Raw genomic sequence first — 16310 nt, forward strand, 5'->3', positions numbered from 1 at the left:
TATGGGCCTTCCCTCCCTCACAGACATCATTGCGGCCATCGCCACCCCGCCAGGCCGGGGGGCGGTGGGCATCGTGCGGATAGCGGGGCCGGGCTCCCTCGAGCTGGTGCGGAAGGTCTGGCAGGGCAAGGACCCCACCCGTCTGCCGGGCGGGCGCTTCACCTTTGGCCGCATTCGGGACCCCCGGAGCGGGGAGGTCTTGGACGAGGCGCTGCTGCTGGTTTTCAGGCCGCCCCACAGCTACACCGGCCAGGAGAGCGCCGAGTTGCAGACCCACGGCTCGCCAGCGGTGCTGCGCGGGGTTTTGCAGCTCCTCTTTGAGCTGGGGGCCCGCCCTGCCCGGCCGGGTGAGTTCACCCTCAGGGCCTACCTGAACGGCAGGATGGACCTGGCCCAGGCCGAGGCGGTCCTGAGCCTGATAGAGGCCGAGTCGCAGGCGGCCCGGCGGCAGGCCCTGCGGGGGCTGAGCGCGGGCTTGTCGCAGAGGATAGCCGCCCTCTCCGAACAGCTTTTCGCCCTGCTGGCCCATATCCAGGCCTGGCTGGACTACCCCGAGGAGGGCGTTGAGCCGGCCCGGATTCGGGCCACCCTGGAGCCGGTCTTGCAGGAGGTCCGGCGTCTGCTTGCCACTGCCCCAGCCGGGCGCATCGCCCAGAAGGGGGCCCGTCTTGCCCTGGTAGGGGCGCCCAACGCGGGCAAGTCTAGCCTGCTCAACGCGCTTTTGGGCTATGAGCGGGCCATCGTGACCCCCATCCCCGGCACCACCCGCGACTACCTGGAGGCCCCTTTGGAGATTGCCGGGGTGCCGGTGGTGGCGGTGGATACCGCTGGGGTGCGCGAGACCGAGGACCCGGTGGAGAAAAGCGGGGTAGAGCGGGCTTTGCGGATTGCCCAGGAGGCCGACCTGGTGCTTTACCTGGTGGACCAAAGCCAGCCCCAGCCCACCCCGCCCCCTCTCCCTTGGGAGCGCACCCTCAGGGTGGCCACCAAGGCCGATTTGCCCGCAGCGTGGGAGGACGACGCCTACCTGCGGGTCTCGAGCCAGACCGGGCTGGGCCTGGAGGCGTTGCGCCAGCAGATTCACCACCGGCTTTTGGGCACCGCTCCCGAAGGCGAGGTCTGGGTCAGCAATGAGCGCCACGTAGAAGCCCTGCGCCGCGCGGAAGCGCACCTGGTGGAGGCCCTGGAGGCCCCCGAGGACCTGGCCGGGGTTTCCATAGAGATGGCCCTGGGGGCGCTCTCCGAAATCCTGGGCAAGGATGTATCGGAGGAGGTAATCGACCGGGTCTTCCGCAATTTTTGCGTGGGCAAGTGAACGGCTGTGTTGGCGCACCGCTGGGGAGCGGTTACACTGCGGGAGATGGATGGAGCTCGGGTGGCCTCTAGGCCGAGTCCCCAGACCTATCTGCTGGCCCTGGGCCTTATCCTGATGGGCCTTGCTTTGAGCACGGTGAGCCTGTGGGCCTGGTTCCAGGGCGTCGAGCCGCGCTGGTCGGTGGTCTTGTTCGGGCTGCTGGGGGTTTACATGGTTTTTCTGGGGGTGGATGAGGGGTGGCTCTCGGGCCTCGAGGTCACCCCCACCGCCCTCCGCCTCCGCAGCTTTGGCCGCTGGGCGGCCTACCCCCTCCAGGGCTTTGAGGCCGCCGATGCGGTGCGGGATATCCTGGGTGGGGGGTGGCAGCTCGTGCTTTTGGGTAAGGGGCGCGAGCCCCTTCGGGTGCCGCTGCGGCGCTACGCCAATGCCCGGCAGTTGGGCCAGGCCTTACTGGACGCCTTGTGGTTGCAGAACAAGGACCTCCTGGTCATGCCCCGCCTGGCCTACCGCTTTGGCCGTCCCCCCTGCGGCGTGCTGGCCCGCAGGAAATAAACCCCCTGGGGTTATTGGGCAAGGTCTCGCCTTCTGCACGATTATGATGAGCCTGTATGGAGTGGCTTTGGGTCGGGGTAGCCTACGGCTTGGGCTGGCTGGCCAACCGAGTGGGCTGGCCGCCTCTGGTGGGGTACCTGGGGGCGGGCTTTGTGCTTTGGGCCCTGGGCCACTCCAGCAGCGAGTTTCTGGGGACCCTGGCCGATATCGGGGTGCTGTTGCTTCTGTTCACCGTAGGGCTCAAGCTGCGCCTGGCCAGCCTGCTGCGGCGGGAGGTGCTGGGGGTGGGGGGGCTTCACCTGCTCCTATTTGCCCTGCTGGCGGGCCTGCTGGCTTTGGGGGTGGGGTTCTCCGGCGAGGCTGCCTGGTTCTTAGGGATTGGCCTGGCCTTCTCCAGCACCGTCCTGGCGGTCAAGCTGCTCGATGACCGAAGCGAGCTGGCCACCTTCCACGGTCGGATTGCGGTGGGCATCCTGGTTTTGCAGGACCTGGTGGCGGTCGGCCTCATGGCCTATGCAGGGGTCAAGAACCCTACCCCCTGGGCCCTTTTGCTGCTGGCCTTGCCCCTGCTGCGCCCACTGGTGGTCTTTTTGCTAGAGCGAAGCGGCCACGATGAGCTGCTGCTCCTCTATGGGCTGGGGCTGGCCCTGGGGGGGGCGCGGCTGGCCCAGGCCCTGGGGGTCTCGCCGGAGCTGGGGGCCTTGCTCATGGGCATGACCCTGGCGGCTCATCCCAAGACCTCCGAGCTTTCCCGCACGCTTTGGGGGCTCAAGGAGGCCTTTTTAGTGGCTTTTTTCCTCAAGATTGGCCTTATGGGCCTGCCCACGGCCGACCAGCTTTTGCGCGTGCTGGGGTTGCTGTCGCTTCTGCCCTTGAAGGCTGGGCTCTTCTTCTTTCTCTTCATCGCCTTTGGCCTGCGGGCCCGCACGGCCTTCGTGACCAGCATCTCCTTGGCCAGCTACAGCGAGTTCGCCCTGATCGCCAGCGTGGAAGCGGTGGAGGGGAACCTGCTCCCGGCCTCCTTTACCCAGACGGTGAGCCTGGTGGTGGCCCTCTCGCTGGCCCTGGCCGCCCCCCTGAACCGGGGGGTGCACCGGTTGTACCAACGCTACGAACCCTTTCTCCTGCGTTTTGAGCGCAAAGGGCACCATGCCGACGACGAGCCCACCAGCCTGGGAGGCGCCGAGTGGTTGGTGGTGGGGATGGGCCGCACCGGGGGGGCGGCCTACAAGATGCTGGAAAAGCAGGGCCACACGGTGCTGGGGCTGGATGCCGATGAGGGCAAGCTCGAGGCTCACCGGGCCAAGCGGCGCAACGTGCGCTACGGTGATGCCGAGGACCCTGAGCTTTGGGAGCGGCTCGACCTTACCGGGCTCAAGGGGGTGCTTCTGACCCTGCCCGACCTCGAGGCCAAACTGCGGGCCGCAGAAGGGTTGAAGCGGCGGGGGTTCAAGGGCATCGTGGCCGCCACCAGCTACCATCGGGAGGAGGACCCCGAGCTGCGGGCTGCCGGGGTCACCCTCATCTCCCGTCCCTTCGCCGAGGCAGGGGAGCGCCTGGCTGAGCGGGCCATGGGGTTGAACCCGCTGGAGGCTGAGGAAGCCGAGGAAAAAGAGGAGGAGCGGCGCTAGCTAGTCGCGCCGGGCCACCGTCCAGGCCTTCTTGCCCACCCCCGGCACCTTCTCCACCCTGAAGCCTGCGGCCAAAAGCCCACGGCGGAGCTGGCCTGCCACCGAGTAGGTGGCCAGGTAGGCCCCCGGTGCGGCTGCCTCGAACAGGGCCCGGAGCACCTCGGGTTGCCAGGGCTCGGGGTTGACCCGGGGGCTGAAGGGGTCCAGGTAGATGGCGCTGGCCCAGCCCAGGGGTAGCCGGGCCTGGCGCACGTCTTCAAAGCGCACCTCGAGCCGCCCCCACTCCCCCAAAAGCACCAGGGGACCCTCCCAGGGCCGCCAGGCCGCCCGCACCTGGGCCCAGACGGCCTGTGCCCCTTCGTCAAGGGGCAGCTCGAGCCCCTCCAGCACCTCGGCCTCCACCGGGAAGGCCTCGTAGGCCAGGTACGATAGCCTCGCCCCCCGGCCCAGGCAGTCCTCCAGGGTGGCGCGGAAATTCACCCCCAGGCCGAAGCCCACCTCGAGCACCCGGGGGGCAGGGTGCAGGTGGGTGCGGGTCTGGCGCAGGTAGAGCGCGTTGGCCTGGGTCCAGGCCCCATAGCGGGAGCTGTAGGCCTCCTGGAAGCGGGGGTGCACCAGGGTGGGCGAGCCGTCTGCGGTCAAAAGCCGCTGGTACTCAGGTTTCAACCTCCACCCGCCTCGCTTCCTGCCGCATAAGGCGCCAAAGCGCCTCCACGTGCAAACGCTCGGTTGGTTCGGCCCCAATCGAGACCCGCACCATCCAGCGGCCCTTCAGAAGGGCCGGGGTGAGAAAGGCCCGCCCCGAGCGGTTGACCCGCTCCACCCAGTCCAGGGTGTGCCGGTCGAGGGCCTCCGGGCCCAGGCCCCCTGGGTCGTAGCGCACACAGACGGTCTGAAGGCTGGGCGGGGCCACCAGGGCCCAGCCCGGGGTGGCCTCGACCTGTTCGGCCAGCCAGCGGGCATTCCCTATGTCCCGCCGCAGACGGGCCTGCAGGCCTTCCACCCCCCAGTCGAGCAGGGCGAACCAGAGCTTGAGCGCCCGGAAGCGGCGGCCCAGGGGAATCCCCCAGTCCTTGTAGTTCCGCACCGCGCCTTCCACCGTAGAGCGCAGGTAGGAGGGCTGGGTGGACATGGCCCGCAGCAGGGGCTCGAGCTCGCGCAGGTACAAAAGCGAGCAGTCAAAGGCCACCCCCAGCCACTTGTGCGGGTTGATGACCAGGGAGTGGGCCCGCTCGATGCCGGCAAAGCGTGGGCGCTCCTCGGGCAGGATCAGGGCCGAGCCGGCCATGGCCGCGTCCACGTGCAGCCACAGCCCGTACCGCTGGCAAAGCTCGGCAATCTCCTCTAGGGGATCGAAGGCCAGGGTGGCGGTGGTGCCCGCGGTGGCCACCACCGCGCAGGGCTTCCTGCCCTGGGCCAGGTCCCGCTCGATGGCGGCCTCCAGGGCCGAGGGCTTCAGGGCGTGCTGGGCGTCGGTCTCTATAAGCCGCAGGTTGTCCCGCCCGAACCCCGCCAGCAGCGCTGCCTTGGGCACCGAGCTGTGGGCCTGCTCGGAGGTGTAGACCGTGAGGGGCTTTTCCAGCGCCTGCAGTCCACCCCGCTCCTGGGCAAAGCCTGAGGCCCACTCCCGCGCGACGAGCAGCGCCACCAGGGTTCCGGTGGAGGCGGTGTCCTGGATGACCCCCTGGAAGGCCTCGGGCAGGCCGAACATCTGCCGCAGCCAGTCGGCGGTTACCTCCTCCAGCTCGGTCAGGGCTGGGCTGGCCTGCCAGGTGATGCCGTTCTGGCCCAGCCCGGTGGCCACCAGGTCGGCCAGCACCGAGGAGAGGGGGGCGTTGGAGGGGAACCAGGCGAAGAAGTGAGGGCTTTGCCAGTGGGTGAGGGCCGGCAGGAGCTGCCTGAGCCGCTCGAGCACCCCGTCCAGGCCCCCTCCTTTTTGCGGTGGGGCGGGCTCGAAGAGGGCCCGCACCGCGCCCGGGGCCACCTGGGCCCGCACCGGCAGGCCCCCAAGGCCCTGCCGGTACTCGGCTATAAAATCTATGAGGGCGTAGCCCAGCCGCTTGAACTCCTCCGGCGACATGCCCGCATCATACATGCCATTGGGCGGGTAGAATGGCGCCCATGGAGGTTACGCCCGAACTCATTCAGCACCTGGGCCGTCTAGCCCGGCTCTCCCTTACCCCCGAGGAGGTGGGGCAGCTTGAAGGGGAGCTGCGGGCCATTGTGGGCTTCTTTGAGCAGCTACAGGAACTGGACACCGAGGGCCTGGCCGAGCTGGCCCGCCCGGTGGAGGTTACCAACCGCCTGCGTCCTGACCAGGTGCAGCCCTCCTTGCCCCAGGCTGAGGCCCTTTCGGTGGCCATCGAACAGGAGGAGGGCTACTTCAAGGTGCCCCGGGTCATCGAGTAGCCATGCTGGACCTGAAGTTCATCCGCGAGCACCCCGAGAAGGTCCGGCGGGCCATTGAGCTCAAGCACGTCCCGCTGGACCTGGACCGGCTTTTGGCCCTGGACCAGGAGGTGCTGGAGCTCAAGCGCCAGATCGAACGGCTTCAGGCCGAGCGCAACGCCAACGCCAGGGCTGCGGCTCGAGCCCAGCCCGAGGAGCGCGCGGCGCTGGTGGAGAAGGGGCGGGCCATTGGGGAGGAGCTGGCCCGGCTCGAGCCCGAGCTGCGCCGGCGGGAGGCCGAACTGAAAGAGCTCCTCTACCTCACCCCCACCCTGCCCTGGGAGGGGGCCCCGGTGGGGCCGGACGATTCCTTCAACGTGGAAACCCGGGTCCACGGCAACCCCCGGGTCTTCCTCTTCGAGCCCCTGGACCACGTGGCCCTCATCGAGAAGAACAACTGGGGCGACTTCGAGCGGGCCGCTAAGGTCTCGGGCTCGCGCTCCTACATCCTGAAGGGCGACCTGATGCTCTACGAGCTGGCCTTGCTGCGCTTCGCCCTGGACCGGATGATCGAGGCCGGCTTCACCCCCCTCTCGGTGCCCAGCCTGACCCGGGAGGAGGCGCTCTACGGCCACGGCCAGTTTCCCACCGCGCGCGACCAGGTCTACGCGGTGAATGGGGGCGAGGCCTACCTGGCCGGCACTGCCGAGGTGCTGCTCAACTACCTGCACGCCGGGGAGATTCTTGTCGAGGACGAGCTGCCCAAAACCTACACCGCCCTTTCCCCCTGCTTTCGCAGCGAGGCCGGCTCGGCGGGGAAGGACGTGCGGGGGCTGATGCGGGTGCACCAGTTCAACAAAGTGGAGCAGTACGTGCTCTGCCGGGCCGATCTGGAGGAGTCCAACCGCTGGTTCGAGACCATGCTGGCCATCTCCGAGGGCATCCTCCAGGCCCTGGAGCTTCCCTACCGGGTGGTGGAGGTCTCCACCGGGGATATGGGCCTCGGCAAGTACCGCCAGGTGGACCTGGAGACCTGGGTGCCGAGCCAGAACCGCTACCGCGAGACCCACTCCTGCTCGGCCCTGCTCGACTGGCAGGCCCGGCGGGCCGGCCTGCGCTACCGCGACGAGAAGGGCAAGGTGCGCTACGCCTACACCCTCAACAACACCGCTCTGGCCACGCCCCGGATTCTGGTGATGCTTCTGGAGAACCACCAGAACGAGGACGGCAGCGTGAACGTGCCCAAAGCGGTGCAGCCCTACTTTGGTAAAGAGCGGCTCGAGCCCAACCGATAGCCGAGAGAAGGCCGGGCCCGCGGGCCCGGCCTAGGCTCTACTTCTTGCGCGGGCGGTATTTGCCGTAAGAGCCCCGGAAAATCTTGCCGCGACGGGTACGACGATCTCCTTTGCCCATGGCCGACCTCTAGGCTTTGGCCCCCTGAAGGAGCTGGTAGACCTTGCTCATCAGGCGCGACTTACGGCGGCTGGCCGCGTTTTTGTGCAGGGTGGAGCCTTTGGCCGCCTTATCAATCAGGCTTTCGGCGTAGCGCATGACCCGCAGGGCTTCCTCGGCGTTGCCCTGCTGGGCCAGGGCCACCGCTTTCTTGCTCACCGTCTTGATGGCCGACATCTTGGACTTGTTGCGCAGCCGCCGCTTGAGCGACTGGCGGTGGCGCTTCATGGCCGAAGGGTTGCGAGCGGTTTTCTTCTGTGCCATAGTTCTCCAAACAGCAAACCATCCATCAATCTAGCACACCATCTGCCCCTATGGCTAGGGCTTTAGCCCCGGCCAGTCGAGGGGCCGCTCGGCGAGGCCCAGCCGCCAGGCCACCCCCTGGGCGCAGCGCTCTGCTGCCCGGCCGTCGCCGTAGGGGTTGGGCCGGTTTCGCATGGCCGAAAGCGCGGCCTCATCGGAGAGCAGGTGGTGCACGGTGGCAAAGACCTGCTCAGGGTCGGTGCCGGCCAGCTTCAGCGCCCCCACCGCCAGCCCCTCGGGCCGTTCGGTCACGTTGCGCAGCACCACCACCGGCACTCCCAGGGTGGCCCCGCTTTCCTGGACCCCCCCGGAGTCGGTCACGAGGAGGGCAGAGCGCTTCATCAAGGCGGCCATGGTGCCGAAGTCCAGCGGCTCCAGCAGGCTGAAGTTGGAGAGCCCGGAAAGCTGCGGGTAGACCGCCTCGCGCACCGCCGGGTTCAGGTGGACTGGGTAGACGAAGTGGCACTCGGGGTGGGCCTGGGCCACCCGGGCCAGGGCGGCGGCCAGCCGCGACATTATCGGCAGGTTTTCCCGCCGGTGCATGGTCACGGTTACGATGCGCTTACCCGCCGGTAGGGGGGGCGGGGTGCCCCGCTGGCTGGCGTAGAGCACCGCGTCCACCTCGGTCTGTCCGGTGACGATGATGCTCTCCTCGGGCTTGCCCTCCCGCAACAGGTTGGCCCGGGCGGTGGGGGTGGGGGGCAGGTCGAGGTCGGTCAGCACGTCGGTCAGGCGGCGGTTGGCCTCCTCCGGGAAGGGCTCTTGCAGGTTGAAGCTGCGCAGCCCCGCCTCCACGTGGGCCACCGGGATGCCCTCGAAGAAGGCCGCCAGGGTCACGGCAAAGGTGGTCAGGGTATCGCCGTGGACCATCACGTAGTCGGCCTTTAGCTCCCTGAGCTTCTGGGCTGCGGCCGGCACGATGCGCCCCATCAGCTCGGGGAGGCTCTGGCGCTCGGTCATGACCTGCAGGTCGGTGTCGGGCACCAGGCCGAAGACCCGGAGGGCGTCCTCGAGCTGGGTGCGGTGCTGCCCGGTGGAGAGGAGCACGCTCTTTACAGGCTGCCGCCGCAGGGCAAAGATAACCGGGGCCATCTTGATGGCTTCGGGCCGGGTACCAAAGGCGACGATGACCCGCTTCATGCTTCGTCCTGCGGGGCCACCACAAAGGCCGAGGCCAGCTCGTCTCCTTCGGCCAGGCTCATGACCCTGACCCCGCTGGTGGCCCGGCCGTAGCGGGCGATCTCGGCCACCTTGGTGCGGATGGCGATGCCCCTTTTGGAGAGCACCAGCAGGTCCTCGTTGCCCCGCACCCAGAGCAGGGCCGCCAGATGCCCCACCTTTTCGTTGGTGTTGAAGGTGATGACCCCCATCCCGCCCCGGCCCTGGCGGGGGTATTCCGAGATGGGGGTGCGCTTGCCGTAGCCCTGGCTGCCCACCGCCAGCACCTCGCCTTCCTCCCCCTTCAGCACCACCAGCGAGACCACCCGGTCGGCCCGCCCCTCCTTGAAGCGGATGCCGGTCACCCCCTGGCTGGCCCGTCCGGTGGCCCGCACCTCTGAGAGGGCAAAGCGGATGGCCTGCCCGCTTTGGGTGGCCAGCATGACCTCGTCGTTCTCCTGCGCGATGGCCACGCCCACCAGGGCGTCGTTCTCGAGCAGGTTGATGGCAATCAGGCCCGCACTGGTCAGGTTCTGGTACTCGCGGATGGCGGTTTTTTTGATGAGCCCGTTGCGGGTAGCGAAGACGAAGTACCCCTCCTGGTCCAGCTCGCGTACGCTGAGGAGGGCGGCCACCTCTTCACCCTCCTGCAGGGGCAGTAGGCTCACCACATGGGTGCCCCGGGCCTGGCGGCTGGCCTCGGGCAGCTCGCGGACCTTCTCGGCGTAGACCCGTCCCCGGCTGGTGAAAACCAGCAGGGTGTCGTGCATGGAGGCCACGAAGACCGAGATGGCCTCGTCCTCCTCCCTGGTCTTGCCGGCCTGGGCCCCCACCCCGCCCCGGCCCTGGGCCCGGTAGGCCTCGAGCGGGGTGCGCTTGATGAAGCCCTGGGCGGTGAGGGTGATCACCATGGGCTCGTCCTCGACCAGGTCCTCCGGGCTGAAGCCCTCCTCGAACTCGGTGATCTGGGTGCGGCGGGGGTCGGCGTACTTTTGCTTGATGGCCAAAAGCTCGTCCTTGACCACCTGCCAAAGCCGCTGCTCGTCCTCCAGGATGGCCCTGAGCCGGGCGATTTCCTCGGTAAGCGACCGGTACTCCTCCTCCAGTTTGCTCCGCTCCAGCCCCACCAGCCGTTGCAGGCGCATGTCCAGGATGGCCTGGGCCTGCACCTCGCTCAGGCTAAAGCGCTCCATGAGGCCGCGGCGGGCCTCGGCGGCGTCCTGCGAACCGCGGATGAGGGCAATCACCGCGTCGATGTGGTCCAGGGCAACCAGGAGCCCCTCCAGGATGTGGGCCCGCTCGAGGGCCTTGCGCAGCTCGAACTGGGTGCGCCTCTGGACCACCTCCCTGCGGTGGTCGAGGTAGTGGCGCATGAGCTCCAGCAAGGTGAGCACCCTGGGCTCGCCTTTCACGATGGCCAGAAGGTTCACGGTGAAGCTGGTCTGCAGGCGGGAGTGCTTGTAGAGCTTGTTGAGCACCACCTGGGGGTTGGCCCCCCGCTTGAGCTCCACCGCAATGCGCAGGCCCTGCCGGTCGGACTCGTCGCGCAAGGCCGCGATGTCCTCAATTACCTTGTTGCGCACCAGGCCGGCAATCTGGGCAATCAGGTCAGCCTTGTTGACCTGGTAGGGGATCTCGGTGAAGACCAGCATGGGCCGCCCGTTTTTTTCCTCGTGGCGCACCCGGGCCCGCACCTTGAGGCTCCCCCGACCCGTGGCGTAGGCCTCCTTGATGCCGCGGCGGGAGAGCTTGCCCCCGGTAGGAAAGTCGGGCCCCGGCAGCACCCGCATCACCTCCTCCAGGGTGAGGCTGGGGTTGTCAATCATCTGCAACAGGGCCTCCACCACCTCCCCCAGGTTGTGGGGCGGCAGGCTGGTGGCCATGCCCACCGCGATGCCGGCCGAGCCGTTGGCCAGCAGGTTGGGGAAGGCCGCCGGGAGCACCTCGGGCTGGGTCTGGGTGCCGTCGTAGTTGGGCACGAAAGGCACCGTCTCCTTGTCCAGGTCCTGCAAGAGCTCCAGGCCTACCGGCGAGAGCCGGGCCTCGGTGTAGCGCTGGGCGGCCGGGGGGTCGCCGTCCAGCGAGCCGAAATTGCCCTGGCCGTCAATCAGGGGGTAGCGCAGGTTCCAGGGCTGGGCCATGCGCACCAGGGTGTCGTAGATGGCCGCATCGCCGTGGGGGTGGAACTTCCCCATCACCTCGCCCACAATCTTGGCGCTCTTGACGTGTTTGCGGTTGGGCAGCACCCCGTCCTGGTAGGCCCCGTAGAGGATGCGGCGCTGGACCGGCTTCAGGCCATCGCGCACGTCGGGCAGCGCCCGGTCCACGATGACCGACATGGCGTAGTTGATGAAGCTTTGTTTGACCTCGTCGGTAATTTCTACTGGAAGAACCTGGGACATTCACCTCTCCTGGGCACAAAAAAGGCGCTCTGAAGCGCCCCGCCTTGGCAATTATACCCGAAGACCTTACCCCAGCCGGCTGGGGTAAGCTAACCCAAGTATGGAAGCCCTGCTCCAGACCATCGTGCCTGTGGCCTTCATCGTTCTCACGGGCTACTGGGTGGGCAAGCGCATCGACTTTGACCTGCAAACCCTTTCCAAACTTTCCATCTACGTGTTGGTGCCGGTTTTGATTTTCGACGCCATGCTGCGGGCCGAGCTGACCGGGGCCAGCGTGCTGGGGATTACCCTGGCCTTCTTTCTCTCCTCCGCGGGGCTTTACCTGCTGGCCCTCTTGTGGGCCCGCTGGCAGGGGCTGGGGCCGGACGCCACCAAGACCCTGGTGGCTTCGGCCACCTTTCCAAACTCGGGCAACATGGGCCTCTCGCTCACCTTCTTCGCCCTGGGCCAGCCAGGGCTCGATCGGGCCATTGTCTTCTTCATTGCCAGCAGCGTGCTGATGTTCGGCCTGGGTCCGGCCTTTCTGCGCGGGGGGGGGCTTTTGCAAAGCCTGCTCTTCACCCTAAGGCTGCCCCTTTTCTGGGCTTTGGCAGGGGGGCTTCTGGTGCGGGGGCTTTCCATTCCGCTGCCTTTAGGGCTGGACGAGGGGGTGCACCTCCTGGGCCAGGCCTGCATCCCGGTAATGCTGCTCACGCTGGGCATCCAGATTGCCCGTTCCAAGCCGGAGTGGGGGCCCTTCGAGCTGCAGGCCAGCGGGCTGCGCCTGCTGGCGGCCCCTCTTTTGGCGGGGGCGGCCGGCTGGCTTTTGGGGCTGGAGCGGTTGGACATCCAGGTGCTGGTGCTGCAGAGCGCCATGCCCATCGCGGTCAACGCGTTCTTGATGGCGGGTGAGTTTGGCGGGGATGGCCCCAGGGCGGCGCGGGCGGTGGTGCTCTCCTCGGTCCTTTCCTTCGCCACCTTGCCGTTGGTGCTCCTGGCGATCGGGGTGGGCTAGGCATGCGGCTGATTGGGCTTACCGGGAGCATTGGCAGTGGCAAGAGCACCGTGGGGGCGCTATTGCGGGAGCTGGGGGTGGTGGTGTTGGACGCAGACCGGCTGGCCCGCGAGGGGGCCGAGGTGTTTGAGGCGGAGATCTGCCGGATGTTTCCCGAGGTCTGCCGGGAAGGGCGGGTGGACCGGCGGGCCCTAGCCCAGCGGGTATTTGCCGACGAGGCAGCGCGCAGGCGGCTCGAGGCCCTGCTCCATCCCTACGTGCGCCGCCGGCTAGAGGAGGAGACCGAGCGCGCCCGGGCGGCCGGCCAGGCCCTGGTGGTGCAGGAGATTCCCCTTCTGTTCGAAAGCGGGCGGGAGGGAGAGTTTGAAGGGGTGCTGGTGGTGGCCGCGCCCGAGGCCCTGCGCAGGGCCCGGGTCATGGCCCGCAGCGGGCTTTCTGCCGCCGAGTTCGAGGCCCGGGACCAGGCCCAGATGCCGCAGGCGGAGAAGCTCAGGCGGGCGCGCTGGGTCATCTGGAACGACGCCGACCTCGATACCCTCCGCCGCCGGGTGAAGGCCTGGTACAAGGAGGTGCTGGGGTGAGGATTGTGCACGACTGGCTGGGGCCGCTAGAGCTCCCCGACGAGCCCCGCCGCATCGTCTCGCTGGCCCCCAACGCCACCGAGACCCTTTTCGCCCTGGGCCTGGGGGGGCGGGTGGTAGGGCGGAGTGCTTTTTGCTACCGGCCGGCGGGGGTGCTGGCGCTGCCGGTGGTCTCGAGCTACACCCGGGTGCGCTGGGAGCTTTTGGAGGCCTTGCGGCCTGAGTTGGTGCTGGTGAGCACCGGGGTGCAGCGGGAGCTGCTTCAGACCCTTTGGCAGCGAGGGTTTCCCCTCTACCCCGTTCCCCTGCCGCAGAGCCCCTACGGGATCATGGAGAACGTGGTGCTTTTGGGGGCCCTCCTGGGGGTGCCGGAGGCGGCCACCGCGCTGGCCCACCGGCTTGGCGAGCGCTACGCTGCGCTGTACGGCGCCCTGCCTTCCAGGCGGGTCTACCTCGAGTTCGACCTGGGCGGCCCCATCACGGTGGGGCGGGGGAGCTACGTGGGCGAGGCCTTGCGTCACCTGGGGCTGAAGAACATCTTCGCCGACCATCCCCAAAGCTACTTTGCACCCCCACTGGCCGAGGTACCCGGGCGGGCCCCGGAGCTCTTCATCTACGAGCCCAAGCCCCACCGCGCCAGGGCACGGGAAAAGGCCGAACGCCTGCTGGCCGAGCGGGGCTGGCAGGGCCCCTTGGTGGTGACCGGGGGGGATGAGCTGGCCCACTACGGGCCCCTGTTCTTCGCCTACCTAGAGCGGCTGGTGGCGCAAATTCGGGCGGTGCTAGACTAGGGCCATGCACGTCTTTCGCCTCAAGGGCGACTTTGAGACCCTGGACATCTACACCCCCATCCTCTTCGAGCTCGGGGCCCGGGGTTTGGAGGAGCGGCCCGGCGAGGTCTGGGCCTACTTTCCCGAACGCAGGGAGCTGTCGTTGCCTGGGGAGTGGCTGGAGCTGCCCGATACCGACTGGCTCGAGGCCTACCGGCGCGACTTGAAGCCGGTGCGGGCCGGCCCCTTCGTGGTTCTGGCCCCCTGGCACGCCTGGGAGGGGCCGGAGACCCGCCTCTGGATTGAGCCCGGGATGGCCTTTGGCACCGGGCACCACGAGTCCACCCGGCTGGCCCTCTCGGCCCTGGCCCGGCGGGTGGAGCCCGGCATGCGGGTGCTGGACCTGGGGACCGGCTCGGGGATTCTGGCCATTGCGGCGGCCCTGCTGGGGGCCGAGGCGGTGGGGGTGGACCTCGACGGCGCGGTGATTCCCCAGGCCCGGGCCAATGCCGAGCGGAATGGGGTAGAGGTGCAGTTTCTGGAGGGCAGCCTGGAGGACGTGGAGGGGCCCTTCGACTTGGTGGTGGCCAACCTGCACGCCGAGCTCCACGCCTACCTGGCCCAGGCCTACCGCAGGGCCTTTGGCATCTGCGGGGCTCTCATCCTATCGGGCATCCTGGCCGAGCGGGAGGCGGTGGTGAAGCGGGCCTTTGAGGCTGCCGCTTTTGCCCTTCTGGAGCGGGAAGAGGAGGGGGCCTGGGTCTGCCTGACCTACGCCGCGGTGTAGCCATGCGTCCGCACCGGGCCTACGTGGAAAGTCTGGCCCCCGAGTTGAGGCTCACGGGCCCCGAGGCCCACCACCTGGCCGAGGTGCTCCGGGCGAGGGTGGGGGATACCCTGACCGTTTTCGACGGCCAGGGGCGGGAGGGCCGGGCCCGGGTGGTGGAGCTGGGGCGAGGCTGGGTGCGGCTTAGGTTGGAGGAGACCTGGACGGCCGACCGGGAGCCCCCTCAGCCCGTCGTCCTCTACCTGCCCCTTCTGAAGGGCGACCATATGGCCGAGGTGGTGCGGGCTGCCACCGAGCTGGGGGCCGGCCGGATTGTGCCCATACTCACCCAGCACTGCGTGGTGCGCGAGCTCAGCGAGAACAAGCTCCTCCGCCTGCGCCGCGTGGCCCAGGAGGCGGCCAAGCAGTGCGGGCGCAGCGTGGTGCCCCAGGTGGAGCCCCTGCGGACTTTGGAGCAGGTGCCCCCGGTGGCCCAGGGCCTGGTGGCCCACCCCTACGCCCGGGCCCGGGTGCGGGAGGTCTACGACCCCACCAGGCCGGTGGCCCTTCTCACCGGACCTGAGGGGGGGCTGGCCGAGGCCGAGGTGGCCCTGCTGGAGAGGCGCGGCTTTGCCCCGGTCGCCCTGGGGCCCCGCATTTTGCGGGCCGAGACCGCACCGCTGGCCCTGCTGAGCCTGGTGACGGCGGGGGAGGGTTTCTGATGAGGCTGGGCTGGCTGCTGCTTTTGCTCCTGCTCTCGGCCTGCCGCTATACCTTCGTGCCGCTGGACCCGGGCCGGGCCAGCTTTCCTCCTCGCCTGGGCCTGAGCGGGGCCCTCGAGCCCACCCCGGGGGGGGCCCTGGCCCGCCTCACCGTGCGGCGGGTGGGGGAGCCCGGCTACCTGGAACTGCGCTGGTACAAAGGCGACCAGCTCTATGAGGAGCGCTCCATCTGGGTGGAGGCCCCCGGGGTCTACGAGGCCCGCTTCAGCCGGCTGGACGAGGGGTACTACCGCCTCATGGTCCTGGTGGGCCGGAGCCCGGTGCTCCAGCTCGAGCTGGGCACCCCCCTCCTGCCCGCTCCGCCCTAGAGCGCCGGTCAAAAATCACCGCCCCCCCCGCTCGCCCCGGAGCATCCTGGGAGGCAGGATGAGGTACGCCTCTTTGCTTTTGGGCTTGCTGCTAGCTGCTTGCACCGCTCCGCGTGGGGGTGAGGGGGCCCAGACCGGCGGGGGGGAGGGGGCCTTCATCCGCACTGCTCTGGTCCTGTATGGCCGATTCGGCCAGAGCCACCCGGGTGACTGCTACCCCCTTGCCGAAGCAGCGCGCTTCCACCTGGTGGAAATGAGCCCGTCCTCCTACAACACCCGCTGGTGCGAGGTTAGGAACAACCGCGAACTCAATGCCCACCACGAACTCAAGCGGCTCAACCCCCAGGTGCGCATCCTCATCTACCAGATGGGCCCGGGCCAGCTCATCGTCTCCCGCTTTGACCCCGTGGTCCAGGAGGAGTGGGAGTGGATCAAGCGGGAGCACGGGCGGGGCAGCCCGGACCGCTGGGCCGGCCTTGGGGCCAGGACCGGAGAATACCTGCGGGCTTTGCCCTACCCCGCAGAGCGCGCCATGGTCTTGGGCAACTCCAACTGGCAGCGGCACTGGATGGAAAGCCGTCACCACCGGCTCTGGGGGGCCTGGGGCCAGCCGGGCCATCAGGACAGGGGCGGGCGCAGCTTCGATAGCCGGGGGGCCGACGGGATTTTCCTGGACGGGATGCAGTACGGGGTATCCTGGCAGAGCGGGTGGTGCCCAGAATCCCTCTACGATGAGCAGAACAACCGCTGCGGGGAAAGGGACCACCCGGCCGATTACTACCTGGAATTACGCGGTGTACTTTACACGCATCAGAATGGGCTTCCAGTTACGTAGGGAGCCCAATGAATAGGATACCACGTCCCATCCGCCGCGCTCTGGAAAGCTTAGCTTCCAGCCCCATCAACGC

18 protein-coding genes are annotated in these 16310 nt (G+C 68.4%); 12 read left to right on the forward strand and 6 right to left on the reverse strand.

Annotated features, from left to right (window positions below):
- Position 1: 1 nt before the first annotated feature.
- From mnmE to DV704_RS10230, 3 genes are read left to right on the forward strand one after another with little or no spacing between them, the layout of a single operon-like run.
- The gene (gene mnmE, locus DV704_RS10220; protein WP_114799477.1) at positions 2–1315 is read left to right on the forward strand and encodes a tRNA uridine-5-carboxymethylaminomethyl(34) synthesis GTPase MnmE; all 1314 of its coding nucleotides are present in this window, start codon (positions 2–4) and stop codon (positions 1313–1315) included.
- A gap of 45 nt (positions 1316–1360) precedes the next feature.
- Positions 1361–1867: an amino acid ABC transporter permease gene (locus tag DV704_RS10225; protein WP_114799478.1), complete on the forward strand. Its 507-nt coding sequence runs from the start codon at positions 1361–1363 to the stop codon at positions 1865–1867.
- Between the two features lie 56 nt (positions 1868–1923).
- Positions 1924–3498 carry a cation:proton antiporter family protein gene (locus DV704_RS10230; RefSeq protein ID WP_114799479.1) on the forward strand — a complete coding sequence of 525 codons (1575 nt, stop codon included), beginning with the start codon at positions 1924–1926 and terminating at the stop codon, positions 3496–3498.
- On the opposite strand, the gene mnmD is transcribed toward DV704_RS10230, so the two are convergent.
- Both mnmD and DV704_RS10240 read right to left on the reverse strand, forming a co-directional pair.
- The gene (gene mnmD / locus DV704_RS10235; protein WP_114799480.1) at positions 3499–4164 is read right to left on the reverse strand and encodes a tRNA (5-methylaminomethyl-2-thiouridine)(34)-methyltransferase MnmD; all 666 of its coding nucleotides are present in this window, start codon (positions 4162–4164) and stop codon (positions 3499–3501) included. It lies immediately after the preceding gene.
- On the reverse strand, positions 4154–5578 hold the full coding sequence (locus DV704_RS10240; RefSeq protein WP_114799481.1) for a pyridoxal-dependent decarboxylase: 1425 nt from the start codon (positions 5576–5578) through the stop codon (positions 4154–4156). Before DV704_RS10240 ends, mnmD begins: the two co-directional genes overlap by 11 nt.
- A 41-nt stretch (positions 5579–5619) precedes the next feature.
- Here DV704_RS10240 and gatC point away from each other — a divergent pair, with 41 nt between their 5' ends.
- Both gatC and serS read left to right on the forward strand, forming a co-directional pair.
- Positions 5620–5907, forward strand: coding sequence for an Asp-tRNA(Asn)/Glu-tRNA(Gln) amidotransferase subunit GatC (gene gatC / locus DV704_RS10245; protein ID WP_114799482.1), 288 nt, complete (start codon positions 5620–5622; stop codon positions 5905–5907).
- 2 nt (positions 5908–5909) lie between these two features.
- On the forward strand, positions 5910–7181 hold the full coding sequence (gene serS, locus DV704_RS10250; protein WP_114799483.1) for a serine--tRNA ligase: 1272 nt from the start codon (positions 5910–5912) through the stop codon (positions 7179–7181).
- Between the two features lie 37 nt (positions 7182–7218).
- Here the strand turns inward: serS and DV704_RS10255 are convergent, their stop codons facing one another.
- The 4 genes from DV704_RS10255 to gyrA are packed head-to-tail and all read right to left on the reverse strand — an operon-like array spanning position 7219 to position 11201.
- Positions 7219–7299, reverse strand: coding sequence for a 30S ribosomal protein THX (locus DV704_RS10255; RefSeq protein ID WP_114799484.1), 81 nt, complete (start codon positions 7297–7299; stop codon positions 7219–7221).
- A gap of 9 nt (positions 7300–7308) precedes the next feature.
- On the reverse strand, positions 7309–7602 hold the full coding sequence (rpsT, locus tag DV704_RS10260) for a 30S ribosomal protein S20 (RefSeq protein WP_114799485.1): 294 nt from the start codon (positions 7600–7602) through the stop codon (positions 7309–7311).
- A gap of 54 nt (positions 7603–7656) precedes the next feature.
- Complete coding sequence (wecB, locus tag DV704_RS10265; RefSeq protein WP_114799486.1) at positions 7657–8781, reverse strand: non-hydrolyzing UDP-N-acetylglucosamine 2-epimerase; 1125 nt, start codon at positions 8779–8781, stop codon at positions 7657–7659.
- Positions 8778–11201, reverse strand: a complete 2424-nt coding sequence (gene gyrA, locus DV704_RS10270) for a DNA gyrase subunit A (protein WP_114799487.1) — start codon at positions 11199–11201, stop codon at positions 8778–8780. The genes wecB and gyrA overlap by 4 nt, the downstream gene beginning before the upstream one ends.
- Positions 11202–11301: 100 nt before the next feature.
- On the opposite strand from gyrA, the gene DV704_RS10275 reads away from it, so the two are divergent.
- The 7 genes from DV704_RS10275 to DV704_RS10305 are packed head-to-tail and all read left to right on the forward strand — an operon-like array spanning position 11302 to position 16237.
- Positions 11302–12195 (forward strand): AEC family transporter, encoded by an 894-nt coding sequence (locus DV704_RS10275; protein ID WP_114799488.1) that lies wholly within the window; start codon positions 11302–11304, stop codon positions 12193–12195.
- A gap of 2 nt (positions 12196–12197) precedes the next feature.
- Positions 12198–12776 (forward strand): dephospho-CoA kinase, encoded by a 579-nt coding sequence (gene coaE / locus DV704_RS10280; RefSeq protein WP_114799489.1) that lies wholly within the window; start codon positions 12198–12200, stop codon positions 12774–12776.
- Positions 12773–13567, forward strand: coding sequence for a helical backbone metal receptor (locus tag DV704_RS10285; protein WP_114799490.1), 795 nt, complete (start codon positions 12773–12775; stop codon positions 13565–13567). Before coaE ends, DV704_RS10285 begins: the two co-directional genes overlap by 4 nt.
- Positions 13568–13571: 4 nt before the next feature.
- Complete coding sequence (locus tag DV704_RS10290; RefSeq protein ID WP_114799491.1) at positions 13572–14333, forward strand: 50S ribosomal protein L11 methyltransferase; 762 nt, start codon at positions 13572–13574, stop codon at positions 14331–14333.
- A 2-nt stretch (positions 14334–14335) separates the two neighbouring features.
- Positions 14336–15034, forward strand: coding sequence for a 16S rRNA (uracil(1498)-N(3))-methyltransferase (locus DV704_RS10295; RefSeq protein ID WP_114799492.1), 699 nt, complete (start codon positions 14336–14338; stop codon positions 15032–15034).
- A complete protein-coding gene (locus DV704_RS10300; protein ID WP_114799493.1) occupies positions 15034–15402 on the forward strand; it encodes a hypothetical protein in 369 nt (122 codons plus the stop codon). Before DV704_RS10295 ends, DV704_RS10300 begins: the two co-directional genes overlap by 1 nt.
- Before the next feature lie 58 nt (positions 15403–15460).
- Positions 15461–16237: a hypothetical protein gene (locus DV704_RS10305; protein ID WP_114799494.1), complete on the forward strand. Its 777-nt coding sequence runs from the start codon at positions 15461–15463 to the stop codon at positions 16235–16237.
- Positions 16238–16310: the final 73 nt, after the last annotated feature.

The organism is Meiothermus sp. QL-1 (genome assembly GCF_003351145.1).
Classification (GTDB): Bacteria; Deinococcota; Deinococci; order Deinococcales; family Thermaceae; genus Meiothermus.